Here is a 24,799-nt window from a genome sequence, read left to right as displayed (position 1 = left end):
GCGCGAGGGAGGCGCAGTCGGATCTGGGGATATCAAGCGCGCTGGGGAGCGTGAGTACGACACGGACACCATCTGCTCGGGGGTGTCGCGGCATACAGCCGCGGCGCCCTCATAGGGCCTCGACGATCTGGGGACGTCGGGGCCCTTGGGGTGTCCGGGCTCACGTCTGTCCGCACGGCACTGCACCGCTTTCGAAGGAGTTCTCGCGTTCTGAAGGACCGGATGCGCGAATCGGTCCTTCAGAACGCGAGAACTCCTTCAGGCTGTGCGCTGAGGGCCCAGTCGCCGAACGTCCCGGCTCAGGCGACGAGCACCGCATAGCCGGCGGCGCGCAGCGCGGCGAGCGCCTCCGCATCCGCTCCCGCATCCGTGATCACGGTCGGGAAGAGCTCGACGCCGCCGACCGCCGAGAACGCCTCGACCCCGAGCTTGCTGCCGTCGGTGACCACGACCGCGCGCCGGGCACGTTCGGCCATCATGCGGTTGACGGCGGCCTCGCGCTCGTCCTGCGTGGTGGCACCCGCGGCCGCATCCATCCCGTTCACGCCGATGAAGGCGATGTCGAGCCGCACCCCGCGCAGCAGCTGTTCGACGAACGGACCGACGAGCTCGTAGCTGCGGGAGTGGATGACGCCACCGGTGACGACGACCTTGATGTCGGGCCGCGTGGCGAGCTGTGCGGCGATGTTCACGGCATTGGTGACGACGGTGATGCCGCCGTTGCCGGACAGGTCGTCTCGGGCGGCGAGTGCCGCCGCGATCGCGGTGGTCGTCGTGCCGCCGGACAGCCCGACCACCATGCCGGGGGCGACGAGGCCCGCCGCGGTCTGCGCGATGCTGTCCTTCTCCAGCGTGCGCAGGTGGCTCTTGTAGCGGATGGGCAGCTCGTAGGCGACGGCCTGTGCCACGGCGCCACCGTGCGTACGGGTGAGCAGCCGCTGCTCGGCGAGTGTGTCGAGGTCGCGGCGGGTCGTGGCCGACGAGGCTCCGAACTGCTCCACCAGGTCTTCCACCGTGACCTCGCCACTCACGGCGAGAAGGTCGAGGATCGCGTTCAGCCGCGCCGCCCGCTTCATCGCCGAGTGCCCTGCAGCGCGAACAGCCGGAGCATGCGGGCAGCCTCGACGGCGAGCGCATCGCGGGCAGGCGCGAGGTACTTGCGCGAGTCGACCAGCCGCTCATCCGCGTCGAGCTTCTCGCGCACCGCCCGGGTGAAGAAGCCGTTGAGGTGCGTGGAGACGTTGATCTTGGTCATCCCGGCGCGGACGGCGTCCGCGATCACGGCATCCGCCACCCCCGAGGATCCATGCAGGACGAGCGGAACGGGCAGCACCGCTCGCAGCCGCGCGATCAGGTCGAGGTCGAGCGACGCCGTGCGGTCGGTCATCGCGTGGGAGGAACCCACCGCCACCGCGAGCGCATCGACACCCGTCGCCGCGACGAAGTCCTGGGCCTCGTCGGGATCGGTGCGCACACCCGGCGCGTGTGCACCGTCCTTGCCGCCCACCTCGCCCAGCTCACCCTCGACGTAGACCCCGGCCGCGTGCGCCCGGTCCGCGACGGATGCCGTGAGCGCCAGGTTGTCGTCGTAGGGCAGCGCGCCGCCGTCGAACATGACCGACCCGAAGCCCAGCGCGATGGCCTCGTCGACCAGCTCGGGCCGTTCGGCGTGATCGAGGTGCACGGCGACCGGCGTCTGCGCGCGGCGGGCGACCGCGAGAGTGGCCAGAGCGATCGGCTCGAGCCCGCCGTGATAGTCGGCGCAGTTCTGCGAGATCTGCAGGATCACGGGCAGCTCGGCGAGAGCTGCGGCACGCACGAGCCCCTCGGCGGTCTCGAGGTGGATCACGTTGAACGCGCCGATCCCCGTGCCGGCGGCGGATGCGGCGGAGACGAGGTCGCGAGCGGAGACGAGGGTCACGAAGGGTCCTTCCGGAACGATTCAGGGTCGGGATGCGAGACGCGCAGCTGCTGTTCGAGCTCGCGCCAGCGCGGGGAGATGTCCCCGGCGAGCGGGGCGAGCACCGCGGCAGCGGACCAGGCCGTGGCGCGGCGGAGGATCTGCTCGGGGTCGCCCTCGCCCTCCGCGTACAGCACGGCGCAGGCCGCTACACCGGCATCTCCGGCGCCGGTGGGATTGCCGGCAAGAGGTTCGTCGAGTCGCGCGTGCACGAGGTCGGAGGCGGTGACGGCGAGCATGCCGTCGGCGCCCAGCGAGAGCAGTACGAGCCCGACGCCGCGGGCGATCAGCGAACGGGCACCCTCGACGGGGTCGGTGATGCCGGTGGCGTCGACGAGTTCGGCCGCATTGGGCTTCAGCACGTCGGCACCGGCATCCGCCGCGCGCAGGAGCGCAGGACCCGAGGTGTCGGCGATGACCGGGATTCCGGCGTCCTTCCCCACCGCGATGAGCATCGGGACCAGCGACTCCGGGGCGCCCGGGGGCACACTGCCCGAGACGACGAGAACCCTCGCAGTCGGCAGCCGTTCGACGACCTCGGCGAGGAGATCGGCCCACTCGCTGTCGGTCGGGTTGATCCCGCGCTCGTTGATGACCGTCGTGTCGCCGGCGGTCTCGTCGACCACGGCGATGCTTCGCCGCGTCTCGGCGGCCACCGGCACGAGGGCGTGCGGCACTCCGCTGGCACGGAGCTCGGCGGCGAACTCCTCGCCGACGCGGCCGCCCGTCGTGGTGACCGCGAGGGCGTCCGCTCCTTCGGAGTACGCCACACGGGCGACGTTGAGCCCCTTGCCGCCGGCGCGCGCGACTCCGGCATCCGCCCGGTGCGTATCGCCCTCGACGAGCCGATCGATGTGCCAGGTGAGGTCGAGCGCGGGGTTGGGGGTGACGGTGAGGATCACGTGAGCTCCCTCGCGCGCAGGGCGGCACCGAGCAGGCCGGCGTTGCCGGAGAGTTCGGCGGGGACGAGCACGGGGATGCGGTGGAAGCTGAGCCGGTCCGCGAGGCGCCTTCGCAGTTCGTCGAAGAGCGCACCGCCGGCACGGGACAGACCTCCGCCGATGACGACGGCCTGCGGCGCGACGACCGCGGTGAGCTGCGCGAGCGACATCGTGAGGGCGTCGAGCGCCGAGTTCCAGATCTCTGCGGCGACCTCGTCGCCGGCCGCCGCGCGGGCGATCACGTCCTTGGCCCCGTCGGGTGCGATGCCGGTCGCCTCCCGGTAGCGCCGCGCGATGGCTCCCGCGGAGGCCACGGCCTCCAGGCAGCCGCGCGCGCCGCAGGGACAGATCGGCCCGTCCGCGATGGGAGAGTGCCCGATCTCGCCCGCGTAGCCACCGGCGGTGTACGGCACACCGCCCACGAGCAGGGCGCCGGCGATGCCCGTGCCGATCACGAGCACGACGGCGTCGGCGTAATCGCGGGCACCGCCGAGGCGACGCTCCGCCCAGCTCGCCGCCCGCACATCGTGATCGAAGGCCACGGGCAGGCCCAGGCGAGCGGAGGCGAGGTCGCGCAGCGGCGAGTCGTGCCAGCCCAGATTGCTCGCGAAGACGCCCACCCCGGCCTCGGCATCCACGATCCCCGGCACCACGAGTCCGGCCGCCTGCGGAACGACGTCGGGATGCGCCGCGCGGAGCTCGGCGGCCAGCACCTCGAGCCGCTCGAGCAGCACCTGCGTGCGGTCGCCGTCGGCGATCGGCGTGGGCGTGCGACGGAGCCCGAGCGCCGTCCCGTCGGCGTCGAACAGCGCCGACTTGATGTCGGTTCCGCCCACGTCGAATGCCAGGACGGGCGCGCCGACTCCGAGCCCGCGCACGTCGGAGAGCTTCTCTCCCGCCGCGTCACGCTCGACGTCGGGAACGGCCGCCGCCGCGTCAGGGTCGATCATCATCGGCTCCGGCCGTAAGTGGGGTCATGCATCCAGGATGACGGATCGCGTGAGGTTGCGCGGCTGATCGGGGTCGAGCCCACGCTCCACCGCGCGGTCGAGCGCCGTGCGGTGCAGCCGCACGAGGTCGGCGAGCGGGTCGATCGCCCGCTGCTCGAATCGGGCACCGGTCGCGGTCACCTCGCCGGCGAGCCCCTCCGGAGCCTCGCCGAACTGCCACGTCACCCGGCCGGGAGCGGCGATGGCGATCGGACCGTGGCGGTAGTCCATCGACGGGTAGGCCTCGGTCCACGACTGCGACGACTCCCGCAGCTTCAGAGCGGCTTCGTGGGCGAGACCGATCGTCCAGCCGCGTCCGAGGAACGTGTACTGCTCGGCGTCACGCAGCTCGTCATCGCCGAGCTCCGCGAGCACGGCTTCGGCATCGGCGATCGCCGCGGACAGGTCTTCGCCGAGCGAGGCACGGAACAGGGCGAGGGCCGTCGTGGCGAAGCGCGTCTGCACCACGGACTTCTCGTCCGCGAACGGCAGCAGCACCGCATCGTCGACGAGCGACGCGAGCGGCGACGTCGGGTCGCCGATGACACCGATCGTGCGGATGCGTCCTTTGACGCGGTCGACGAGCTCGAGCACCTCGCTGGTCGTGCCGGATCGTGTCAGCGCGACGACGGCGTCGTATCCCCGGTCGATGAACGCCTCGGAAGCGGCGAACGCATCCGTCTCGCCGTGCCCCGAGGACTCGCGGAGAGCGGCGTACGACTGCGCCATGAACCACGACGTGCCGCAGCCGACGACCGCGACCCGCGCACCGGTGGCGGGGAGCAAGCCCTGCTCGGCCGTGAGGTCGGCAGCCCGTGCCCACATCTGCGGCTGGGAGTGGAGTTCTTCGCGCATGTGCGCGCCGGGAAGCGATTCAGTCATCGGGGTGCCTTTCTGGCGAGACGTTGCATACTTGTGATTGTTTGAGGCCGGAATCAATCATAGTATGGCGGAAAACAACGACAACCCCCACTTACCCTTGATTTGTTTGTTCCCCTGACAAATAATCGGACAAGTTCCAACGCCTCGTCGTCGATTCCGATCGTCGCCGAGAACCCCCGAGCCCCGGCTTGAACGATCGCGGATGCCACCCGGCGAAGCGATCACCACGCACTGTCGCGTGAGATGTGCTTGCGACTGTGCACCACACCCCCTTCCCGAAGCGGCCTGCCGCCGAGGGACGGACACTCACAGTGAGGAATGCAATACACATGAAGAAGTCACTGCGGTTCGGCGCCGCCGCCGTTGCGGCCGTCGCCACGCTCTCGCTCGCTTCGTGCGGGTTCGGCGGATCGTCCGGAGACGGCGGAGGCGAAGAGGGCTCAGCGACCCTCGACCTGCTCGTCCCCAGCTACTCCGACGGCACCAAGGCGAACTGGGAGACCGTGATCGACGGGTTCGAGAAGGCCAACCCCGACATCAAGGTCAAGCTCGAGGTGCAGTCCTGGGACAACCTCGAGAAGGTCGTCTCCACCAAGATCCAGGCGGGCGAGGCTCCCGACATCTACAACGGCGGACCCTTCGCGGGCTTCGTCGGCGATGAGCTGCTCTACCCGACGGAAGACGTCGTCTCGAAGGAGACCTTCTCCGATTTCCAGGAGTCGTTCCTGAAGAACGCCGAGATCGACGGCACCGCCTACGCGCTGCCGATGATCGCGTCGGCCCGCGCCCTGTTCGTCAACAACGCGCTGCTCGAGCAGGCCGGTGTCGAGGCGCCGACCGACTGGGACTCGCTGCTGGATGCCGCGACCAAGGTGTCGGCACTCGGCGGGGGCGTCGCCGGCTACGGCATGCCGCTCGGATCCGAAGAGGCGCAGGCCGAGGCGGCCGTGTGGCTGTGGGGCGGCGGCGGATCGTTCGGCGATGAGTCCGAGATCACGATCGACACCCCGGAGAACCTCGTCGGCGCCGAGCAGATCAAGAAGATGATCGACGCCGGTGCGACCCAGGCCGACCCCGGTTCGACGCAGCGCTCGCCCCTGATGGACATCTTCATCCAGGGCAAGATCGGCATGCAGGTCGGCCTCCCGCCGACGGTCGGCCAGATCGCCGACGGCAACCCCGACCTGGACTACTCCATCGTCCCGATCCCGACCAAGGACGGCTCGCCGTTCACGCTCGGCGTCATGGACCAGCTGATGGCCTTCGAGAACGACGGCGACAAGCAGGAGGCGATCACCAAGTTCTTCGACTACTACTACTCGGCCGACGTGTACGTGCCGTGGGTGCAGGCCGAAGGCTTCCTGCCCGTCACCAAGTCCGGTGCCGAGCAGCTCGCCGGCGAGGAGGCCCTCAAGCCGTTCCTCGACGTGCTGCCCGACGCCCAGTTCTACCCGTCGACGAACCCGAAGTGGTCCGCCGCCGACGGTGCGTTCAAGTCGCTGTTCGGTCAGCTGCAGTCGAAGCCGGCGCAGGATGTGCTGACCGAGATCCAGGCGCAGGTCGACGCGGGCTGAGCCCGCTGACGGAGAGGTTCGGGTACCCGAATGAGCCAGAAGACAGAGTCCTCGAACCTCGCGGGGGCGGCCACCACCGGCCGCCCCCGCCCCCGGAAGACCCCGGATGCCGTGCGCGGCAGGCCGGGCGGAAAGGACCTGCTCCAGGCTCTGCCCTGGATCGCACCCGCACTCCTCCTCATCATCGGCGTGGTGTTCTTCCCCGCCGGGGTGATGTTCTTCAACTCGACGCGTGACATCTCGCTGTCGGGCCTCGACAAGGGATCGGTGGGCTTCGACAACTTCGTCACGGTCTTCACGTTCGCCGAGTTCTGGCCGATCTTCTTCCGCACGATCGTGTGGGTCGTGTCGGTCGTGCTGTTCACGGTCGTCATCTCGCTCGGCCTCGCGCAGATCCTCAACAAGGCGTTCCCCGGACGCCAGCTCGTGCGCATGGCCGTCATCGTGCCCTGGGCGGCATCCGTCGTCATGACGACGATGGTCTTCTACTACAGCCTTGAGCCGTATTTCGGGATCTTCAACAAGTTCCTCTACGACATCGGGCTCTCGGATGACGCCGTCGGGTACGGCTGGACCAAGAACCCCGCGACGGCCTTCACCTGGTCGATCGTGATCGCGATCTTCGTATCGCTGCCGTTCACGACGTACACGATCCTCGCCGGACTCCAGGCGGTCCCGGCCGACGCGATCGAGGCGGCGAAGATGGACGGCGCGAGCCCGGCCCGCACCTACTGGTCGATCATCCTCCCGCAGCTGCGCAGTGCGCTGGCGGTCGCGGTGCTCATCAACATCATCAACGTGTTCAACTCGCTGCCGATCCTGAAGGTGATGACCGGGTCGATACCGGGCTACGGCGCCGACACGATCATGACGCTCATCTTCAAGTACATCGAGCTGCAGAAGAAGGTGGATGTCGCGAGCGCCCTCTCGGTGGTCGCGTTCCTCATCGTCATCGTGATCGTCGCGGCCTACGTGAAGATCGTCAAGCCCATGAAGGAGGTCTGATCATGACCGTGACCGAGACTGCCCTCGTGACCACCGCCGGCGACGGCGCCGCCCCCCGCATCCCGGGGCGCAAGCGCCGCTACACCGAGGACCAGGTGACGCTCCCCCGCGTGATCCTGCGCATGGCGGCCGGATTCCTGGTGCTCGCGATCTTCGTGCTGCCGTACCTGATCATGTTCTTCGGCTCCGTGAAGACGAAGCCGCAGATCCGGTCGGTGGACCCGACCTACCTCCCCACGGAGTGGCACTGGGAGAACTACATCACGATGTGGTCGACCCCCGAGACGCCGCTGCCGTACAACCTGATCTCCACGATCGTCATCGCCGTCTTCGCGACGCTGCTCGTGCTGCTGGTATCGCTGCCGGCGGCGTACTACACGGCCCGGTTCAAGTTCCCCGGCCGCATGGTGTTCCTGTTCCTCGTGATCATCACGCAGATGCTGCAGCCCGCCGTACTCACCTCGGGTCTGTTCCGACAGTTCACCGTGCTCGGGCTCGGCGACACCTGGATGGCGATGATCTTCATCAACGCCGCCTTCAACCTGTCGTTCGCCGTGTGGATCATGCACTCCTTCTTCGCCGGCATCCCGAAAGAGGTCGACGAGGCCGCGCAGATCGACGGCGCGGGGCGATTCACCGTGCTGTTCAAGATCAACCTGCCGCTCGTGTGGCCGGGCATCGTCACCGCGATCGTGTTCACGTTCGTCGCCTGCTGGAACGAGTTCGCGGCCTCCCTCGTGATCCTGTCGACCGACAAGAACCAGCCACTGTCGGTCGCACTCACCAAGTTCGTCGGGCAGTACGAGACCAGCTGGCAGTACGTATTCGGCGTCTCGATCGTCGCGATCCTGCCGGTGGTCATCCTGTTCATGCTCATCGAGAAGCGCCTGGTCGGCGGTCTGACCGCGGGCAGCGTCAAGTAGGCCGCGGTCGTCGACGAAGGGCACGCGCGTTCAGTGATAGAAATCTCTGAGACGCGACGAAGGAGTCCCATGCCCCATCCACGCTCTGCGCTCGGCGCCGCCGCCGCATTCGCCGCCCTCGTGGTGATGCTGGCGGGATGCACCGCGGCGGAGCCCGAGGCCGACCCCACACCGACGGCGACGGCGACGGCGACGGGCGAGACCGTCGCGCAGGTGAGCACGACCGGACCGGTGATCACGGGCACGGGGCCGACCGAGCCATACCCCGGCGTCGACTTCCCGCTCCCCGATCATGCGCGGTCGGTGACGATCGACTTCGAGTGCGAGGGCGGCCTGAACTTCCACCTCGAAGTGGGCGACCCGATGGCGGCCGGAGAGGCTGCACTCCGCGGCACGTGCGACGGCATCATGTCGCTGACGTGGCCGGTCACCGAACAGACGGCGCCGAAGCTGTTCGTGTGGACTCCCGAGGATGTCGCCTGGACGGCGACTCCGCACTTCTCCACCGCGGAGTTCCTCCGCGACGAGGCGATCACGACCGAGTGCGATGCGTTCTCCGACATCTACAGCGCGTTCTCGAACGCCGACATCGGGTACACGGAGTACCAGGCGTTCGATCAGGCGGAGTGGACGCGGCGGGTCGACGCGGCGATCGTCGACCTCGAGACGCTCGTGGGCGCCTCGGAGACGACCATGTCCGACCCGTTCACCGCCCTGCTCTCCTGGGTGCAGGGCGACGGCCACACGCCCGGAGCGCTGCTGCAGGACACGAGCCTGATCGATCCGATCAGCGACACCTGCAACACGAATCACAGCCCGCTGATCCTGATCGGCGAGTTCGGCGGCTGAGTCTTGTCTGCCACCTGTTTTGAAGGAGATCTCGTGGAATGAAGGACCGGATGCTCGAATCGGTCCTTCAGAAAGGGAGAACTCCTTCAGGCCATGCGCTGACGGTCAGGGGCGGGGAGTGGATGCTGCGCGCAGCTGCTGCGGGTTCCAACGCACACCGAGGGCCGAGGTCAGGGCGGCCTGCGCGGCACCGGCGGCGAGCGACACCCGGGGGTCGGCGTAGCGGACCGGCACCTGCGTCGTACCGCGGGCGGGGTACTCGGTCTCGCGGCGCACCCGATCGAGGAAGCGCGGTCCGAGCTCGGTGGCCGGTCCGCCGATCACGACCTCGGTCGGGTCGAGGAGCGCGCCGATGAGCTTGACCGCCCTGGCGAGCGCACGAGCACCCTCGTCGAGCTGCTCCTCGTCGGCTGTCGCCGCGAGCGCCCTGATCTCGGAGGCGTCCATCGCGTCGGAGAAGTCCTCGCCCAACATCGCGCCCAGTGCGGCCGCGGACTCCAGGCAGCCGCGCTGACCGCAGCGGCAGAGGCGAGCGGCATCGCCGAACACCACCTGCACGTGGCCGATCTCTCCCGCGCGGTCGCGGGGGCCGGGCGCGAGCTCGCCGTTCAGCGTCACGGCCGCACCGACACCGCCCCCGAGGTGGATGAAGAGCCGGTACCCACTGGGCGACTCCTCCATCCCTGCTTCCGCGATCGCCTCCGCGTCGACGTCGTTGATGAGGAGCACGGGTGCGTCGAGAATCCGCTCGAATCGCTCAGCGAGGGGCACTCCCTCCCACTTCAACTGCACGCTCTCCAGCACCGAGCGACCGTCCGTCGTCCCCGGGAGCTGCACCCCCGCGGCGAGCAGTCTCCCGCCGAACTCGCCGGCGACGGTGGTCAGCGCCTCGTCGAGCGAGCGGTCGCGCTCCTCGATGCTGTAGCCCACCCGCCGCGTCTCGAGCTCCGTCCCGTCGAGCGCGACGAGGGCGATCTGCGCGTGGAGCGGCTGGATCACCAGGACCAGGATCAGGTGGTGGCTCGCATCGACGCTGAGGGTGGTCGCGCGTTTGCCGCCTGTGCTCGCGGCTTGCTCCCCCTCGACGATCAGTCGATCCTCGATGAGCTCGGCGACCAGGGACGACGCGGTGGCCGCGGTCAGCCCGGTCGACCTCGCGATGCCTGCCCGCGTCTGGGTGCCCGGATTGCGGAAGACGAGCTGCAGGGCGCGGCGCAGGTTCGCGCGTCGTACCGATGCCTGGGTGTCGAGGGTGTCATCCGCGTTGAGCATGTGTTCCCGTTTCCGAGCCCGTCGGTGGCGAGCTGTTGACAGATCGTGGCGCGATCCGTAGTCTCTCCCTAAGTTTATTCATTGAACTTAGTTGGTCAATGAACCTCAAGCTCCGGACGGGCGAGTGCTGCACACACCGTCGCCCGTCCGGCACCTCCTTCAGCGGCCCTCGGCCGCTTCGGTGTGGTGGCGGATCACCTCGGCCACAACGAAGTTGAACCACTTCTCCGCGAACTCCGGATCGAGGTGGGCCTCCTCGGCCAGAGCCCGCAGTCGCGCGACCTGCTGCTCCTCCCGATTCGGGTCGGACGCCGGCATCTCGTGATCGGCCTTCAGGTGCCCGACCTGCTGGGTCGCGCGGAAGCGCTCGGCCAGCATGAAGATCAGTGCAGCGTCGATGTTGTCGATGGTGGCGCGAAGTCGGAGCAGTTCGGCCTTCGGGTCCTCGGCGGCGGTCATGCCCCTACTCTAGAGCCGCGGAACACCCGGATTTCGACCTGCCGCACCGCTATCGTGAGCACATGAGCAACGAAGAGTCGCCCGCCTCCGCGCCCCTCGACGGCGCCGCACCGAGTCCCGCTGTGAACGACGAGGCGGTCGCGAGCGACACCACGACTCCTGCGTCCTCCCGCCGCCGAACCGCGCCGGCATCCGAGGTCTCGTCAGCCGCCCCCGCCATCGCCCGCCCGGTCGTGATCGAGCCGATGACACCGAGTCGCTCCTTCTGGACGCGCATCGACCGCCCCTTCGTGTTCGGCTTCCTCGTGACACTCGGCGGCCTCGGCGCGATCGTGATCGGCCTCGCTCTCACGAGCCTGTCGACCGTGCTCATCTACATCGCCCTCGCGCTCTTCGGCGCGCTCGGCCTCGACCCCGCCGTCCGGTTCCTGGAGAGGCGGGGCGTCTCGCGGGTGCTGTCGGTCGTCGTCGTGATCCTCAGCCTCATCGTCGTGGTGGCCCTCGTGCTGTGGATGATCCTCCCGGTCGTGATCGATCAGATCGCGAGTTTCGTGCGCTCCGTGCCCGGCATGATCAAGGACTTCACCGGCAGTGACATCTACGCGACGCTCGAAGACCAGTTCGGAGACCAGTTCCAGGACCTCGTGGCCGAGGTGCAGTCGTTCCTGACCGACTTCGGCAACCTGGCGACGATCGGCGGCGGCGCCTTGGCGGTCGGCGCCTCGATCGCGACCGGCATCTCCGGCGCCATCATCGTTCTCGTTCTGACGCTGTACTTCCTCGCCTCCCTCCCCGCCATGAAGCAGGGGATGCTGCGTCTCGCCCCGGCCCGCGATCGCGCTCGCGCCGGCGACATCACCGACCAGATCACCGACTCGGTCGGCGGCTACGTGATGGGCATGGTCGTGCTCGCGTTCTGCAATGCGACGCTGGCGTTCCTGCTCTACTTCTTCCTCGGCCTGCCGTTCCCGCCCCTGATGGCGGCGATCGCGTTCTGCGTCACCCTCATCCCGCTGGTCGGTTCCGTGCTGTTCTGGATCCTCGGCACCTGCCTGGCCCTCTTCAGCAATCCGATCGCCGCGCTCGTCTTCGCCGCGATCTACCTCGTCTACATGCAGATCGAGGCCTACGTGATCACCCCGCGCGTGATGAACCGGGCGGTCTCGGTCCCCGGTTCGCTCGTGGTGATCGGTGCCCTCGCAGGTGGCACCCTGCTGGGGCTGCTCGGCGCGCTCGTGGCTGTGCCGGTCACGGCATCCATCCTCATCATCATCAAACAGGTGCTGGTGCCGAAACAGGACGCCAGGATCTGACCGACCGAGACGAAGAAGCGCCCGACCCCTCACGGGGCCGGGCGCTTCTGTCTCAGCGACTCAGAGGTCGTTGTCCGCCAGCCACTTCTTGGCGATGTCGGATGCCGACTTCTGGTCGACCGTGCTCTGCACGTTCAGGGCGACGAGCTCGTCGGCCGTGAGCTTCGCGCTGATCGCGTTGATCACGTCGGCGGCCCCATCGGGCAGGTCGTCCGAGACGATCGGCACGACGTTCGAGGCCAGGATGATGTTCTCCGGGTCTTCGAGCGCCACGATGTCCTCCGTCTGGAACGCCGGGTCCGCCGAGTAGATGTCGGCGACCTGGATCTCGCCGGCGAGCAGCGACTCGAGCGTGGTCGGGCCCGTCGCCGAGAACCCGAGGTCGACGCCGTAGACCTCCTTGGCCGCGGCCGGGCCGTAGGGGCGCTGCTCGAACTCCGGCGCGGCGCCGATGGTCACCGGCGTCGTGACCTTGGAGAGGTCGGAGATCGAGGTGAGACCGTTCTCGTCCGCGAAGCTCTTCAGCACGGTGTACGTGTCCTGATCCGAAGCCTCGGCGTAGTCGAGCGCGGTCAGACCGTCGGGCAGCGCCTCCTTGAGCGCCTCGTAGACGTCGTCCGGGCTGGTTGCGGTCGCATCCTTGTCGAGATACTCGAGCAGGTTGCCGGTGTACTCGGGGAAGACGTCGATCGCGCCGGACTCGACATCGGGCATGTACGCGTCGCGCTGACCGATGTTGAACTGCTCGTCGACCGTGAAGCCGGCACCCTCGAGCGCCTGCGAGTAGATCTCGGCGATGATCTCGTTCGAGTAGTAGGCCTGCGAGCCGATGACGATGGTCTCGTCACCCGAGCCCGCGTCGTCGGTGGGGGCGTCGAGCGGGTTGCTGCTGGTGCAGCCGGCGAGGACGAGCGCCGCGGCGAGCGAGACGCCACCGGCGAGGGCGAGTCGTGACTTTCGTGCTGTGAACATGGGACTTCCTCTTCTCTGGGACAACGGGATGGATGCTGTGGGTCGATGTCAGGCGGGCGCTGCGGCCGCGGCCTTGATGACGGTGCGCGAGCGGCGCTTCCGCGGTGCGGCTCGCACACCCGCGGGGACGGCGGCGTGCTGGAGGAGCGCGAAGATCAGGTCGACGGCCAGCGCGAGGACGGCGACGAGGATCGCCCCGCCGAGCACCTGATCGAACTTGCGCAGGGGGATGCCCTGGATGATCGGCCAGCCGAGACCACCGAGGTTCACGTAGGCGGCGATCGTCACGGTGGCGATCACCTGGAGGAGCGCGGAGCGGATGCCGCCGACGAGGAGCGGCAGACCGAGGGGCACCTCCACCTTCCAGAACACCTGCCATTCGGTCATCCCCATGGAGCGCGCCGAGTCGAGCACCCGCCGGTCGATGGCCTCGAGGCCCGTGTAGGCACCCGCGAGGAGCGAGGGGATCGCGAGCAGGACGAACGTGATGATCGCGGCTTCGGGGATGCGGAGCACGCCGAGCAGCAGCACGAGCAGCACCAGGAGTCCGAACGACGGGATCGCACGCGCCGCACCGGAGACCGCGACGGCGACCTCCCGTCCGCGCCCGGTGTGCCCGATGAGCCAGCCGATCGGAACGGCGATGACCGCGGCGATCACCACCGAGATCAGCGTGTAGTACATGTGCTGGCCGAACAGGACCGGCAGCGCATACGTCCCCTCCCACCGGTCGGGGGAGAAGAGCCAGGCGAGGGCGTCCGTGAACACGTTCATGCGGCCGCCCCCATGCTCACGGCTCGACGAGCGGCCGACGGCGTCTTCGCCGCGCGGGTCCACGGCATCAGGGCGCGGCCCAACAGCAGGAGCAGCAGGTCGATCACGAGCGCGATCACGACGACCGCGACGACACCGGCGAACACCTCGGCGAGGATGCGGCGCTGCAGGCCGTTCTCGAACAGGTAGCCGAGGTTGGTGACGCCGACCAGGATGCCGACGGTGGCGAGGGAGATGGTGCTGACGGCGGCCACCCGGAGCCCGGCGAGGACCACGGGGCCCGCGAGCGGGAAGTCGACCGTCCAGAACCGTCGGAACCCGCCGTAGCCCATCGCGGTGGCGGACTGCCTGATCGCGGGGTCGACCGAGTCCAGGCCGTCGGAGACCGCACGCACCAGGATCGCGACCGCATAGATGGTCAGGCCGATGATGAGGTTGATGGGGCTGCGGGCGGGGTAGCCCGCGACGGACGGCAGGAGGATCAGCAGCGCCAGCGAGGGGATCGTGTAGAGCAGCCCGGTGAGGACGATGACGGGCCCTTTCACCAGCTGATAGCGCCAGGCGAGCCACCCGAGCGGCAGCGACAGGACGAAACCGAGCACGATCGCGATCGCGCTCTGCTGCAGGTGGATCGCGGTCAGCTCGAGGATGAGGCCGAGATTGTCGACGACCCAGTTCACGGAGCGCCCTTCGTCACGCTCTCCTCGCTCAGCAGCGCGTCGGTCACGGCATCCGGCACGTCGACGATCGAGCCCTGGGTGCGACCGTCGGAATCGACCACCACGGTGCCGCGCGGCGTCTGCTTGAGGTGCAGCGCCCGCTTGCCGCGATCGGCGCCGATGAAGGCCGCCACGAAGTCGTCGGCCGGGTTCTCGATGATCTCGCTCGGGCTGCCCACCTGCACGATGCGCGCGCCCTTGTCGAGGATGACGACCTGGTCACCGAGCAGGAACGCCTCGTCGATGTCGTGCGTGACGAACACGACCGTCTTGTCGAGCTCGTGCTGCAGGCGGATGGTCTCCTGCTGCAGGTCGGCGCGCACGATGGGGTCGACCGCACCGAAGGGCTCGTCCATGAGCAGGATGTTGGGGTCGGCTGCGAGTCCGCGGGCCACACCGACGCGCTGCTGCTGACCACCGGAGAGCTGGCTCGGGTAGCGCTCGGCGAGCGACTGGTCGAGGCCGACCGTGTCGAGCAGTTCCCGCGCTCGCTGGTGGGCCGCGGCTCGCTTCACCCCGGTCAGCCGCAGCACGGTCGCCACGTTGTCGATGACCGTGAAGTGCGGCATGAGGCCGGAGTTCTGCATGACGTAGCCGATGCGCCGACGCAGCGCGACCGGGTCGCCGACCAGCACACTCTCGCCGTCGATCTCGACGTCGCCGGAGGTGGGCTCGACCATCCGGTTGATCATCCGGAGCAGGGTGGTCTTGCCACAGCCGGAGGAACCGACGAAGACGGTGGTCTTGCGCGACGGCAGCACCAGGCTGAAGTCGTCGACGGCGAGGGTGCCGTCGGGGAACCGCTTCGTGACGTTGCGGAACTCGATCATGGGCTGGTCTCCAGTCGGTCGATCGATGCGAAGGCGGGTGTGACTACGGTCCGACCTCGACGCGGGGGTCGAAGGCCACGTATCCCGAGAAGTCCGTGCCCACACGCTCGAACGCCGAGGGATACGGGTTCGGATACGACCAGGCGTAGTCGGTGTGGAGCTCGCCCTCGGTCTGCACCGAGTAGTACTGCGCGGCGCCCTTCCACGGACAGGTGTACGGCGTGGGGCTCTCGACGAGCGCGCCGAGCGCGACGGATGCGGGTGGGAAGTACCAGTTCCCCTCGATGCGGACGAGCTCGCTCTCGTCGGCCTCGGCGATGACGGTTCCTGCGAGTACAGCCTTCATGGTCCTGCCTCCTCGGATGTGGGTTCGAGCGTATAAGACGGTGGGGACATCGGTCCGACGGGTTGCGCGCGGGCCGTCAATGTGAGAAACAATCCCGGATGCTGTTCGGTGCCCTTCCCCGAACGGATTGCCGCCGTGCGGATCAGGCGGAATCGCGTCCGTAGCCCTCCAGCAGCCGCAGCCAGATCTCGCTCACGGTCGGGTACGACGGCACCGCGTGCCACAGACGGGCGATCGGAACCTCGCCCACGATCGCCACCGTCGCGGCGTGCACGAGCTCCGCCACCTCGGGGCCGACGAACGTGGCACCGAGCACGACGTCGCGCTCGGTGTCGATCACGAGGCGTGCCTGGCCCTCGAAGCCGTCTTCGTAGAGGCTCGCCCCGGCGACCCAGCCCAGGTCGTAGTCGACGACCTTCACCTCTTTCCCGGCCTCGCGCGCAGCGGCCTCGGTGAGTCCGACCGAGGCGACCTCGGGGATCGAGAACGTGACCTGCGGGACGGCGGCCTCATCCGCGGTGGCGACGTGGCGGCCCCACGGTGCATCGTCGACGTCGGCACCCTTCGCGCGGGCGACGATCACGTCACCGGCGGCCCGCGCCTGATACTTGCCCTGGTGCGTGAGCAGCACGCGTCCGTTCACGTCGCCGACCGCGTACAGCCAGTCGGAGCCGGGAACCCGCAGCGTGTCGTCCGTCTTGATCCAGCGCCCCGGTTCGAGGCCGACGACGTCGAGGCCGATGTCTCCACTGCGCGGCGTGCGCCCTGTCGCGGCGAGCACCTCGGTCGCGGTGATCTCCTCGCCGCCGTCGAGCGTGATGGTGACGCCATCGGGCCCGCGGCGGACCGACGTGGTGCCGGTTCCGGTGCGCACGTCGACGCCGAGCTCCTTCAGCCCCGCGGCCACCCGCTCGCCCGCGAAGGGCTCCATCCCGCCGAGCAGTCCGCTGCGGGCGATCACGGTCACGGTCGAGCCGAGCGCGGCGTACGCGGTCGCCATCTCGACGGCCACCACGCCGCCGCCGATCACGGCCAGGCTCTCCGGCAGCTCCTCGGCGCTGGTCGCCTCGCGGCTCGTCCACGGGGAGGCCTCGCGGAGCCCGTCGATGGGCGGGATGACGGCATCCGATCCGGTGCTGATCGCGACCGCGTGCCGGGCCCGCAGCACGCGCTCGGTGCCATCGGCATCCGTCACCGTCACCTCGCGCTCGCCCGTGAGCCTGCCGTGGCCGCGGGCCAGGTCGATGCCGGCCGAATCGAGCCACTTCACCTGACCGTCATCCGACCAGTTGCTGGTGAACGAGTCGCGGCGGTCGAAGACGGCTCGCACGTCGAGCTTTCCGGTGACCGCCTGAGAGGCGCCGGCCACGTGCTGCGCCGCGCGGAGGGCCTGGGCCGAACGCAGCAGCGCCTTCGACGGCATGCACGCCCAGTAGGAGCATTCCCCTCCGACGAGTTCGCTCTCCACGATGATCGCGGTGAGCCCGCCCTGCACGGCACGGTCGGCGACGTTCTCGCCGACGGGTCCTCCGCCCAGCACGATCAGGTCGTATTCGTCGGTCTTCTCCGCAGCGGTCATGCGTCGCACCTCTCGTCGCCCGGGTCGTCGGTTCCGTCGCCCAGTCTCGCTCAAGAGCAACGCCGAGTCACGGGTGAGTTGTTCCCGTCGGCGTGGCGGGCAAGGTGGAGCGACCGGGTGCCGGGCCGATGGTGCCGACGGGGCGGACGGGGTCGGCGGGTTCACTTGTCGGACCGATGCACGAATGTCGGACGGATACCCGGCGTGTCGTCCGACACCCGTGCGTCGGTCCGACAGATGGACCGGAGCGAGACCGGATGCCGCGGCGGATGCCGCGGCGGGCGCGTCAGGCGACGACGGGTTCCCGCACCGGACGACTGTCGGCGAAGGCGCGCGGGTAGGCGCGACGCAGGGCGACGACGACGAGGGTGGCGGCGGTCACCTTGATCAGGTCTCCGGGGAGGAAGGCCAGGCTCGACAGCGCGGTGAGGTCGAGCGGGACGCCGGTGACGAGCGCCTGCACCGGGATACCGAACGCGTACACGACGAGCACCCCGCCGACGAGGGCGGCCACGGCGGCACGCCACCAGGTGAAGCGCCCGGTACGCAGGATGAGTCCGATCACCACGACGCCGGCGATCCAGCCGATCATGTAGCCCACGGTCGGTCCGACGAACACGCCGAGGCCACCGCGGCCTCCGGCAAGGACGGGGAGTCCGACCGCGGCGAGCGCCAGCACGACGGCGATCGACCACGGCGCGACGCGCGGACCGAGCACGAGGCCGGCGAGCATGACACCGAGCGTCTGCCCCGTGATCGGCACCCCGCCCGGTAGCGGCACGACGACCGTGCCGAGCACGATGATGAGGGCGGCGAACACGGCCACCCGGCCGAGGGTAGCGCTGGTGTCACGGGGGGAGTCGGTCATCGCTCATCCTTCCTGAACGGTGTTCACTTGAACACCGTTCATCAGAGTACGGATGTGGTGGGTCCGGCGCAAATCATCGCGCGACGGCGTCCGCCACGGGCGCGATCATCCGACCGCCGACTCCTCGCCGACCGCAGCCGCCGCCGATCCGCCGCTCCGACTACTGATCCGCGGCGCGAGGACCGCCGCCGCGAAGGCGACGACGGCCGCCAACACGAACACCCCGAGGAACGGATCCGCGGCCGCGAGCGCCGTGAACAGGGTCCCGGTGATGGCCAGGGCCATGGCGCTGCCGAACGAATCGGCGACCGTCATGGCACCGCTGTTGAAGCCCTGATCCGCGGGCGTCGACATCGCGAGGGTCAGAGCGCTGGTCCGTGGGCTCATCAGGCCCATGCCCATACCGGCCACCACCCAGGCGACCGCGACCATCAGGGCGTTCCAGCCGAGGCCGGCGGTCGCGACGATCAGCAGGATGCCGACCAGCACCAGGATCGTGCCCACCTGCACGGCCGTCACACTCGAGAGCCGCACGCCCATCCGCCCCTGCACCGTCGCGGCGAGAGACCAGGCGAGCGCGCCGCCGGTGAGGGAGAGTCCCGCGAGCGTCGGCGAGAGCTCGTAGCGATCGGTCAACAGATATGGCAGGTAGACCTGTGCGCCGAAGAACGCGGCGGCCGCCACCCCGCGGACGAGGATGACCGAGGGCAGCCCGCGCCGGGCGCGAAGGGTGCCGCGCGGGACCAGTGGACGCACCGCGATCAGGGCGACGACCACGGCGAGGAGTGCCAGCACCGGGCCGACCCCGGGGATGTCGCCGACCAGGTTCAACGCGAGCACGGCGACGGCGGCCAGCACCGACCAGCCGAGCCTCCCGAAAGCCCAGCGCGTCGACGCATCGCCGTCGTTCGCGAGCCCGCGCAGGGCGGGGATGACCATCAGCAGCGCCACGAGCACGAGAATGACGACGCCGAGGAAGACCCAGTGCCAGCTCCAGAGCTCGGTCACCGCTCCCGCCACCGTCGGACCGATGAGGGAAGGGATGACCCACGCGGCGGCGAAGCCGGCGAAGATGGCCGGGTGGAGCGCCTGCGGGTAGACCCGGGCGACCACGACGTAGAGCGCGACCATGAGCCCTCCACTGCCGAGACCCTGCGCGAACCTGCCCGCGACGAGGATCTCCATGCTCGGCGCGAGCCCCGCGACGAGCAGCCCGACGACGAACATCGCCACTGCCGTGTAGAGCGGGGCCACCGGTCCGCGACGATCGGCCCAGTTCCCCGCGATCACCATGCCGATGACCCCGGTGGCGAGGGGGCCGGCGAATGCGAGTGCGTACAGCCGCTCACCGCCGAGATCGGCGCTCACCGTCGGCATCACGGTGGTGACGGCCAGGGACTCGAACGCCCCGAGGAACACGAGCGCGCACGCGCCGATGGTGATCCAGACGTATTCGCTGTTCAGGATGCGCGGTGCGGGGGCGCCGGGCGTCGTCACCTGCTCGGTCTCCGATGTCATGGAGACGACGCTAGAACCTCAAGTGAGGTCGAGGTCAAGCGCGGGTTTCGCGAGTGCGACCGCGGGGCTTCAGCGCACCGGCAGGAAGTGCGTCGGCGTCGGCACCTGCGCCTCATGACGGATGCCGAGGGGCGCGCCCGTGCGCTCGTCGAGGTCGAGCAGCGTGATCGTGTCGGAGCGCTGCCCCGCGACGAGCAGCTTGCCCTCGTGCACCAGGTGGTGGCGCGGCCAGTCCACGCCCGCATCGGCGAGCGCGACCGACTCGAGGGCCTCGCCCCCGCCGCGCACCCGCAGCGCCGCGATCGTGTTGCTGCCGCGCAGGGCCGTGTAAAGGAAGTGCCCGTCACGAGTGCGGGCGAGCTCGGCCGGGAAGTCCGTGCCCACCTCGGCGATCGGGCTCGCCATGGTCACCGACACGACACTCCAGGTGCCGTTCGCCGCGCGGGCGAGCGTGAACACCTCGCACGAGTACTCCGTCACGACGTGCAGGTGTCCGCTGGGGTGCATGACCATGTGCCGAGGTCCGGTACCGAGGGGCAGCACGACCTCGTGATCGAGGGTCAGACCGGTGCCGCTCTGCCGCCAGAACCGCACGAGGTCGAATCCGAGGTCGGTCGTGGCGATGCGGCCGTCGGGCAGGAACACGGCGGCGTGGGCGTGCGAGACGCGGTCGCCGCCGACCGCGTATGGATCGATCGCCGCGATGCCGTCTCCGGGAGGGGTCGCGGCCGGAGCATCCGGGTCCACGTCGTCGCCGAACAGGGCCGCGCGGAGAGCTGCGGCGGCATCCGGCTTCGGAGGCAGGATGCGGCCTTCCTCGTCGAGGTCGAACCGCACCACGCGGCCGTCGCCGTAGCAGCTGGCGACCAGCGCCGAGCCGTTCGGGGCGACCGCCACGTGACACACGTACTGTCCGACCGCCGCGGGCGCGCCCAGCGGAGCGAGCACCCCCTCACCGGTGCGGACGAACGCCTGCACCGCTGCGTCCCCCTCGAGCGCCGCGTAGACGACGTCGAGGGACGGATGCTGCGCCAGCCACGACGGCGAGGGCGTCTCGACGACTGCACCGCGGTAGGCGAGCGTGCTGGCCTCACGGCCCTCATCCCCCGCGAGCAGGCCGATGCCCTCGGCCTGACCGTCCATGCCGGAGCCGTAGCCGCCGAGCCAGAATCGCGTCATGGAGCGCCGGGTCAGTCGAGCAGACCGTGGCGGACGACGACCTGGTCGCGCTCGGGGCCGACCCCGATCACCGAGATGCGGGTGTTGCTCATCTTCTCGAGCGCGAGCACGTAGTCCTGCGCGTTCTTCGGCAGGTCCTCGAAGGTGCGTGCCACCGAGATGTCTTCGCTCCAGCCGGGGAAGTACTCCAGGATCGGCTTCGCGTGGTGGAAGTCGGTCTGGTTGACCGGCACCTCGTCGAACCGCTCACCGTCGACGTCGTAGGCCACGCACACCGGGATCTGCTCGAGACCGGTGAGGATGTCGAGCTTGGTGAGCACCAGGTCGGTGATGCCGTTGATGCGGGTCGCGTAGCGGGTGATGGGCGCGTCGTACCAGCCCACGCGGCGCGGACGGCCGGTCGTGGTGCCGAACTCGAAGCCCTGCTTGCGCAGCCACTCGCCCTGCTCGTCGAACAGCTCGGTCGGGAACGGGCCCGAGCCGACGCGGGTCGTGTACGCCTTGACGATGCCGACGATGCGGTCGAGCGCACCGGGGCCGACTCCTGCGCCGGTCGCCGCGCCGCCGGCGGTGGCCGAGGACGAGGTCACGAACGGGTAGGTGCCGTGGTCGATGTCGAGCATGGTGGCCTGGCCGCCCTCGAACACGACGACCTCGCCGCGGTCGAGCGCCTGGGCGATCAGGTAGCCGGTGTCGGCGACCATCGGCCGCAGCCGCTCGGCGTAGGAGAGCAGGTCTTCGACGACCTCGTCGGCGGTGATCGCGCGACGGTTGAAGATCTTCACCAGCAGGTGGTTCTTCTGGTCGAGCGCGCCCTCGACCTTCTGGCGCAGGATGTTCTCGTCGAACAGGTCCTGCACGCGGATGCCGACGCGGTTGATCTTGTCGGCGTAGGCCGGACCGATGCCGCGACCGGTCGTGCCGATCATGCGCTTGCCGAGGAAGCGCTCGGTGACCTTGTCGAGCGTGCGGTGGTACTGCGTGATGATGTGCGCGTTGGCGCTGACCTTGAGCCGCGACACATCGATGCCACGGGCGGAGAGCGCCTCGAGCTCGAAGAACAGCACCTCGAGGTCGACGACCACGCCGTTGCCGATCACGGGCGTCACGCCGGGAGAGAGGATGCCGGAGGGCAACAGGTGCAGGGCGTACTTCTCGTCGCCGACGACGACGGTGTGCCCGGCGTTGTTGCCGCCGTTGAACTTCACCACCCAGTCGGTGCGCTCACCGAGAAGATCGGTGGCCTTGCCCTTTCCTTCGTCGCCCCACTGCACGCCGACGATAACGATTCCTGGCATGGGTATCCCCCTGGCTTTCGCCGGGTTTGCACCGGCCGATGAGCTGGCCCTCTTCGGGCGGTCCCATCCTATCGAAGGGTTCCCCTACGCCCTTCCGGACGCCTCCTGCAGACCGGCGGGAAAGCGACGGCGGTTGGCACTCCGACGGCTCGCCCGATGTCGGATGCCCCTGCGAGGATCGGAGGATGTCACGAGCCACATCCGGCGACCCCGGGATCCGCACCGATACCGGAGCACCGAAGAAGCAGGGCGCGCTCGTGCTCATCGCCGCACTGGTCACCGTGGTGCTCTGGGCGTCCGCCTTCATCGGCATCCGGGGTGCAGGGCCGCACTACGACCCCGGAGCACTGGCGCTGCTGCGGATGGCGGTCGGCACCGTCGTGCTGACGATCATCGCGGTACGGCACGGCATCCGCATTCCCGCTCGTCGCCACTGGCTGCTCATCGCGGTGTGGGGCGTCGGCTGGTTCTGCGTCTACAACCTCGCCCTCAACAGCGCGGAACTCACACTCGACGCGGGCACCGCCGCGATGGTCGTCAACCTCGCACCCCTCATGGTCGTGGTCTTCAGCGGCCTGTTCCTGCGCGAGGGGTTCCCGAAGCCGCTCGTGATCGGGGCGCCGATCGCCTTCCTCGGCGTCGTGCTCATCGGCATGAACTCGTCCACGAGCGCGGGCCCCGACATCACGGGCCTCCTGCTCGCCCTCCTCGCCGCGGTCATGTATGCCGGGTGCACGCTCGTGCAGAAGCGCCTGCTCACCTCGGGCGTCGATCCGACTACCCTGACCTGGCTCGGGGCGGGCGTCGGCACCATCGCGCTGCTGCCCTGGATCGGGCCCCTCATCGGATCGCTCCAGACCGCCCCGCTGGATGCGACGCTGTGGGTCGTGTACCTCGGCATCTTCCCGACCGCGGTCGCCTTCACGACCTGGGCGTACGTGCTGCAGCGCAGCACCGCGGGGCAGACCTCGGCGACCACCTATGTGGTCCCGGCCATCGCGATCCTGATGTCGTGGGCCATCCTCGGCGAGGTGCCCACGCCGCTCATGTTCCTCGGCGGCGCGCTCTGCCTGCTCGGCGTGCTCATCACGCGGCTGCGGTGGCGCCGGCGGGTGTGATGCCGCTCAGCGCCCGGTGATGTCTCCCCGCGCGATCCCGAGCTCCGCGAGCCGCGAGGCCGCCAGAGTCCGCTTGAGTTCGAGCGACTCACCGATCTCGGCGGCCAGACGCGGACGTGTGCGGATCAGCGCATCGATCGTGGTGAGCGGCAGCACGACCACGGTCAGGATCTCCCCGGCCACCGTCACCGCCTGCGTGCGCTCACGGGTGAGGGCGGTCTGCCCGATGAGATCGCCCTTCTCCGCAGCGGCGAAATCCACCCGGCCGTCGTCGACCTCGAGGGCGAGCACCGCACGACCCGACAGCACCACGCGCACCTCGTCCGGCACGATGCCGCTGGGCAGCACGATCTCGCCGACGCCGTAGCGCTCCAACCGGGCATCCGAGAGGATCGCCTCGATGTCGTCGTCGCGCAGGTGCAGGGTCGGCGCGATCTCCTGCATCGCTTCGACCAGGCGCTGCGGCTCGGCGAGCGGATCGGTCGAGTCGCCGTCGAGCGCGAAACTGCGGCGTCGCGCGGCGTACCAGAGCCAGGAGAGGTACATCGACAGCGCTCGAGACGCATCGGCCGGCCCCGCGACGGGGATCGACACGGAGTACGCGCCGGCTCCCGAGTAGTCGACCGTCGCCCGTTGCCGCTGCAGCCGCATCGGCAACGAGTCCGCCACCTCGACGAGCAGCGCCATCACCTCATGTGGCGGGTCGTCGGTCGAGAAGGTCACGGCGGCCTCGGCCGAGTACGGCCCCTCCGGCTCGCTCAGGTTCGTGAACGACGCCCCCGAGAGCGAGGAGTTCGGCACGATCTGGATGCCGGAGCCCGTGTCGATGTGCACCGCACGCCAGTTGACCTCGACGACCCGGCCCCGCACCCCGGCGGCATCCAGCCAGTCGCCGATCTTGAACGGCTGCTCGAACAGCAGCAGCAGACCCGAGATGACACCGCCCACCGCGTTCTGCAGAGCGAGACCGATCACGATCGAGCCGACGCCGAGGGCGGTGAAGAGCCCGCCGACGTCGGCGTCCCACACCCATGAGAACAGCAGCGCGAGTCCGACGCCGACCAGGACGAGTCGGCCGATCTCCACGAAGATCGACGGGATGCGCTCGCGCCACGAGCCCGGCTTCGCGTTGGCGAACAGCGCCACGTTGAACGCCGACAGCACGAGCAGGATCACGAGGAACCCGAACACCGTCGCCACCACGCGCGTCCACACCTGATCCGCCGGTGACTGGATCGCGAAGATCAGCAGCGCGAACAATGCGCCGACCGGGATGACCCAGTTGCGCAGCATCCGCAGCGGCTTCGCGACCGGGTTCCCCCGGCGGGTCAGCGCGCCGATCAGCTCGGTGAGGACGACCAGGACCACGGGCACTCCGACGGCGAGTGCGAGCACCCACCAGCCCCAGCCGCCCGTGAACACGTCGCCCAT

General features: G+C 69.3%; 24 protein-coding genes. 6 read left to right on the top strand and 18 right to left on the bottom strand.

Annotated elements, in window-relative coordinates; all coding sequences use genetic code 11:
* Nucleotides 1–299: 299 nt before the first annotated feature.
* From ACCO44_RS00725 to ACCO44_RS00705, 5 genes are read right to left on the bottom strand one after another with little or no spacing between them, the layout of a single operon-like run.
* Complete coding sequence (locus tag ACCO44_RS00725) at nucleotides 300–1,076, bottom strand: DeoR/GlpR family DNA-binding transcription regulator (protein WP_029263216.1); 777 nt, start codon at nucleotides 1,074–1,076, stop codon at nucleotides 300–302.
* Complete coding sequence (locus ACCO44_RS00720) at nucleotides 1,073–1,921, bottom strand: class II fructose-bisphosphate aldolase (protein WP_029263217.1); 849 nt, start codon at nucleotides 1,919–1,921, stop codon at nucleotides 1,073–1,075. The genes ACCO44_RS00725 and ACCO44_RS00720 overlap by 4 nt, the downstream gene beginning before the upstream one ends.
* Nucleotides 1,918–2,862, bottom strand: coding sequence for a 1-phosphofructokinase family hexose kinase (locus ACCO44_RS00715; RefSeq protein WP_029263218.1), 945 nt, complete (start codon nucleotides 2,860–2,862; stop codon nucleotides 1,918–1,920). Before ACCO44_RS00715 ends, ACCO44_RS00720 begins: the two co-directional genes overlap by 4 nt.
* Nucleotides 2,859–3,851: an ROK family protein gene (locus ACCO44_RS00710; protein ID WP_081859824.1), complete on the bottom strand. Its 993-nt coding sequence runs from the start codon at nucleotides 3,849–3,851 to the stop codon at nucleotides 2,859–2,861. Before ACCO44_RS00710 ends, ACCO44_RS00715 begins: the two co-directional genes overlap by 4 nt.
* A 24-nt stretch (nucleotides 3,852–3,875) precedes the next feature.
* Nucleotides 3,876–4,772, bottom strand: coding sequence for an SIS domain-containing protein (locus ACCO44_RS00705; RefSeq protein WP_372467848.1), 897 nt, complete (start codon nucleotides 4,770–4,772; stop codon nucleotides 3,876–3,878).
* A gap of 329 nt (nucleotides 4,773–5,101) precedes the next feature.
* On the opposite strand from ACCO44_RS00705, the gene ACCO44_RS00700 reads away from it, so the two are divergent.
* From ACCO44_RS00700 to ACCO44_RS00685, 4 genes are all read left to right on the top strand, one after another.
* The gene (locus ACCO44_RS00700) at nucleotides 5,102–6,346 is read left to right on the top strand and encodes an extracellular solute-binding protein (RefSeq protein ID WP_029263221.1); all 1,245 of its coding nucleotides are present in this window, start codon (nucleotides 5,102–5,104) and stop codon (nucleotides 6,344–6,346) included.
* Between the two features lie 30 nt (nucleotides 6,347–6,376).
* A complete protein-coding gene (locus ACCO44_RS00695; protein WP_181156372.1) occupies nucleotides 6,377–7,351 on the top strand; it encodes a carbohydrate ABC transporter permease in 975 nt (324 codons plus the stop codon).
* A 2-nt stretch (nucleotides 7,352–7,353) separates the two neighbouring features.
* Nucleotides 7,354–8,274: a carbohydrate ABC transporter permease gene (locus tag ACCO44_RS00690; protein ID WP_181156371.1), complete on the top strand. Its 921-nt coding sequence runs from the start codon at nucleotides 7,354–7,356 to the stop codon at nucleotides 8,272–8,274.
* Nucleotides 8,275–8,343: 69 nt separating this feature from the next.
* Complete coding sequence (locus ACCO44_RS00685) at nucleotides 8,344–9,123, top strand: hypothetical protein (RefSeq protein WP_372467847.1); 780 nt, start codon at nucleotides 8,344–8,346, stop codon at nucleotides 9,121–9,123.
* Nucleotides 9,124–9,228: 105 nt separating this feature from the next.
* Here ACCO44_RS00685 and ACCO44_RS00680 read toward each other — a convergent pair whose 3' ends face one another.
* Both ACCO44_RS00680 and ACCO44_RS00675 read right to left on the bottom strand, forming a co-directional pair.
* Nucleotides 9,229–10,395: an ROK family protein gene (locus tag ACCO44_RS00680; protein ID WP_372467846.1), complete on the bottom strand. Its 1,167-nt coding sequence runs from the start codon at nucleotides 10,393–10,395 to the stop codon at nucleotides 9,229–9,231.
* Between the two features lie 159 nt (nucleotides 10,396–10,554).
* Entirely contained in the window at nucleotides 10,555–10,854 is a 300-nt protein-coding gene (locus tag ACCO44_RS00675) for a chorismate mutase (protein ID WP_029263226.1), read from the bottom strand.
* A 62-nt stretch (nucleotides 10,855–10,916) separates the two neighbouring features.
* On the opposite strand from ACCO44_RS00675, the gene ACCO44_RS00670 reads away from it, so the two are divergent.
* Complete coding sequence (locus tag ACCO44_RS00670; RefSeq protein ID WP_372467845.1) at nucleotides 10,917–12,167, top strand: AI-2E family transporter; 1,251 nt, start codon at nucleotides 10,917–10,919, stop codon at nucleotides 12,165–12,167.
* Nucleotides 12,168–12,227: 60 nt separating this feature from the next.
* Here the strand turns inward: ACCO44_RS00670 and ACCO44_RS00665 are convergent, their stop codons facing one another.
* The 10 genes from ACCO44_RS00665 to ACCO44_RS00620 all read right to left on the bottom strand — a co-directional run bounded on the left by ACCO44_RS00665 (nucleotide 12,228) and on the right by ACCO44_RS00620 (nucleotide 22,250).
* A complete protein-coding gene (locus ACCO44_RS00665; RefSeq protein ID WP_105711405.1) occupies nucleotides 12,228–13,139 on the bottom strand; it encodes an ABC transporter substrate-binding protein in 912 nt (303 codons plus the stop codon).
* A gap of 48 nt (nucleotides 13,140–13,187) precedes the next feature.
* Entirely contained in the window at nucleotides 13,188–13,913 is a 726-nt protein-coding gene (locus ACCO44_RS00660) for an ABC transporter permease (protein ID WP_372467844.1), read from the bottom strand.
* A complete protein-coding gene (locus ACCO44_RS00655) occupies nucleotides 13,910–14,593 on the bottom strand; it encodes an ABC transporter permease (RefSeq protein ID WP_029263230.1) in 684 nt (227 codons plus the stop codon). The genes ACCO44_RS00660 and ACCO44_RS00655 overlap by 4 nt, the downstream gene beginning before the upstream one ends.
* Nucleotides 14,590–15,462, bottom strand: a complete 873-nt coding sequence (locus ACCO44_RS00650; RefSeq protein WP_372467843.1) for an ABC transporter ATP-binding protein — start codon at nucleotides 15,460–15,462, stop codon at nucleotides 14,590–14,592. Before ACCO44_RS00650 ends, ACCO44_RS00655 begins: the two co-directional genes overlap by 4 nt.
* 43 nt (nucleotides 15,463–15,505) lie before the next feature.
* A complete protein-coding gene (locus tag ACCO44_RS00645; protein ID WP_372467842.1) occupies nucleotides 15,506–15,808 on the bottom strand; it encodes a DUF427 domain-containing protein in 303 nt (100 codons plus the stop codon).
* Nucleotides 15,809–15,950: 142 nt separating this feature from the next.
* Nucleotides 15,951–17,387, bottom strand: coding sequence for an NAD(P)/FAD-dependent oxidoreductase (locus ACCO44_RS00640; protein ID WP_372467841.1), 1,437 nt, complete (start codon nucleotides 17,385–17,387; stop codon nucleotides 15,951–15,953).
* 286 nt (nucleotides 17,388–17,673) lie between these two features.
* The gene (locus tag ACCO44_RS00635; RefSeq protein ID WP_372467840.1) at nucleotides 17,674–18,255 is read right to left on the bottom strand and encodes a biotin transporter BioY; all 582 of its coding nucleotides are present in this window, start codon (nucleotides 18,253–18,255) and stop codon (nucleotides 17,674–17,676) included.
* A 105-nt stretch (nucleotides 18,256–18,360) separates the two neighbouring features.
* Nucleotides 18,361–19,773: an MFS transporter gene (locus ACCO44_RS00630; RefSeq protein ID WP_372467839.1), complete on the bottom strand. Its 1,413-nt coding sequence runs from the start codon at nucleotides 19,771–19,773 to the stop codon at nucleotides 18,361–18,363.
* A gap of 69 nt (nucleotides 19,774–19,842) precedes the next feature.
* Complete coding sequence (locus ACCO44_RS00625) at nucleotides 19,843–20,952, bottom strand: lactonase family protein (RefSeq protein WP_372467838.1); 1,110 nt, start codon at nucleotides 20,950–20,952, stop codon at nucleotides 19,843–19,845.
* An 11-nt stretch (nucleotides 20,953–20,963) separates the two neighbouring features.
* Complete coding sequence (locus ACCO44_RS00620; protein ID WP_105711410.1) at nucleotides 20,964–22,250, bottom strand: adenylosuccinate synthase; 1,287 nt, start codon at nucleotides 22,248–22,250, stop codon at nucleotides 20,964–20,966.
* 185 nt (nucleotides 22,251–22,435) lie between these two features.
* On the opposite strand from ACCO44_RS00620, the gene ACCO44_RS00615 reads away from it, so the two are divergent.
* Nucleotides 22,436–23,368: a DMT family transporter gene (locus ACCO44_RS00615; RefSeq protein WP_372467837.1), complete on the top strand. Its 933-nt coding sequence runs from the start codon at nucleotides 22,436–22,438 to the stop codon at nucleotides 23,366–23,368.
* A 6-nt stretch (nucleotides 23,369–23,374) separates the two neighbouring features.
* Here the strand turns inward: ACCO44_RS00615 and ACCO44_RS00610 are convergent, their stop codons facing one another.
* A complete protein-coding gene (locus ACCO44_RS00610) occupies nucleotides 23,375–24,799 on the bottom strand; it encodes a mechanosensitive ion channel domain-containing protein (RefSeq protein WP_372467836.1) in 1,425 nt (474 codons plus the stop codon).

This window comes from Microbacterium maritypicum (assembly GCF_041529975.1).
GTDB lineage: Bacteria > Actinomycetota > Actinomycetes > Actinomycetales > Microbacteriaceae > Microbacterium.
This window is presented reverse-complemented; position numbering and strand designations above follow the sequence as displayed.

Excerpts from the sequence above, each read along its gene's own strand:
- ACCO44_RS00725 (WP_029263216.1), bottom strand. The coding sequence starts at position 1,076 with ATGAAGCGGGCGGCGCGGCTGAACGCGATCCTCGACCTTCTCGCCGTG.
- ACCO44_RS00710 (WP_081859824.1), bottom strand. The coding sequence starts at position 3,851 with ATGATCGACCCTGACGCGGCGGCGGCCGTTCCCGACGTCGAGCGTGAC.
- ACCO44_RS00705 (WP_372467848.1), bottom strand. The coding sequence starts at position 4,772 with ATGACTGAATCGCTTCCCGGCGCGCACATGCGCGAAGAACTCCACTCC.
- ACCO44_RS00700 (WP_029263221.1), top strand. The coding sequence starts at position 5,102 with ATGAAGAAGTCACTGCGGTTCGGCGCCGCCGCCGTTGCGGCCGTCGCC.
- ACCO44_RS00695 (WP_181156372.1), top strand. The coding sequence starts at position 6,377 with ATGAGCCAGAAGACAGAGTCCTCGAACCTCGCGGGGGCGGCCACCACC.
- ACCO44_RS00690 (WP_181156371.1), top strand. The coding sequence starts at position 7,354 with ATGACCGTGACCGAGACTGCCCTCGTGACCACCGCCGGCGACGGCGCC.
- ACCO44_RS00685 (WP_372467847.1), top strand. The coding sequence starts at position 8,344 with ATGCCCCATCCACGCTCTGCGCTCGGCGCCGCCGCCGCATTCGCCGCC.
- ACCO44_RS00680 (WP_372467846.1), bottom strand. The coding sequence starts at position 10,395 with ATGCTCAACGCGGATGACACCCTCGACACCCAGGCATCGGTACGACGC.
- ACCO44_RS00675 (WP_029263226.1), bottom strand. The coding sequence starts at position 10,854 with ATGACCGCCGCCGAGGACCCGAAGGCCGAACTGCTCCGACTTCGCGCC.
- ACCO44_RS00670 (WP_372467845.1), top strand. The coding sequence starts at position 10,917 with ATGAGCAACGAAGAGTCGCCCGCCTCCGCGCCCCTCGACGGCGCCGCA.
- ACCO44_RS00665 (WP_105711405.1), bottom strand. The coding sequence starts at position 13,139 with ATGTTCACAGCACGAAAGTCACGACTCGCCCTCGCCGGTGGCGTCTCG.
- ACCO44_RS00660 (WP_372467844.1), bottom strand. The coding sequence starts at position 13,913 with ATGAACGTGTTCACGGACGCCCTCGCCTGGCTCTTCTCCCCCGACCGG.
- ACCO44_RS00650 (WP_372467843.1), bottom strand. The coding sequence starts at position 15,462 with ATGATCGAGTTCCGCAACGTCACGAAGCGGTTCCCCGACGGCACCCTC.
- ACCO44_RS00645 (WP_372467842.1), bottom strand. The coding sequence starts at position 15,808 with ATGAAGGCTGTACTCGCAGGAACCGTCATCGCCGAGGCCGACGAGAGC.
- ACCO44_RS00640 (WP_372467841.1), bottom strand. The coding sequence starts at position 17,387 with ATGACCGCTGCGGAGAAGACCGACGAATACGACCTGATCGTGCTGGGC.
- ACCO44_RS00635 (WP_372467840.1), bottom strand. The coding sequence starts at position 18,255 with ATGACCGACTCCCCCCGTGACACCAGCGCTACCCTCGGCCGGGTGGCC.
- ACCO44_RS00630 (WP_372467839.1), bottom strand. The coding sequence starts at position 19,773 with ATGACATCGGAGACCGAGCAGGTGACGACGCCCGGCGCCCCCGCACCG.
- ACCO44_RS00625 (WP_372467838.1), bottom strand. The coding sequence starts at position 20,952 with ATGACGCGATTCTGGCTCGGCGGCTACGGCTCCGGCATGGACGGTCAG.
- ACCO44_RS00620 (WP_105711410.1), bottom strand. The coding sequence starts at position 22,250 with ATGCCAGGAATCGTTATCGTCGGCGTGCAGTGGGGCGACGAAGGAAAG.
- ACCO44_RS00615 (WP_372467837.1), top strand. The coding sequence starts at position 22,436 with ATGTCACGAGCCACATCCGGCGACCCCGGGATCCGCACCGATACCGGA.
- ACCO44_RS00610 (WP_372467836.1), bottom strand. The coding sequence starts at position 24,799 with ATGGGCGACGTGTTCACGGGCGGCTGGGGCTGGTGGGTGCTCGCACTC.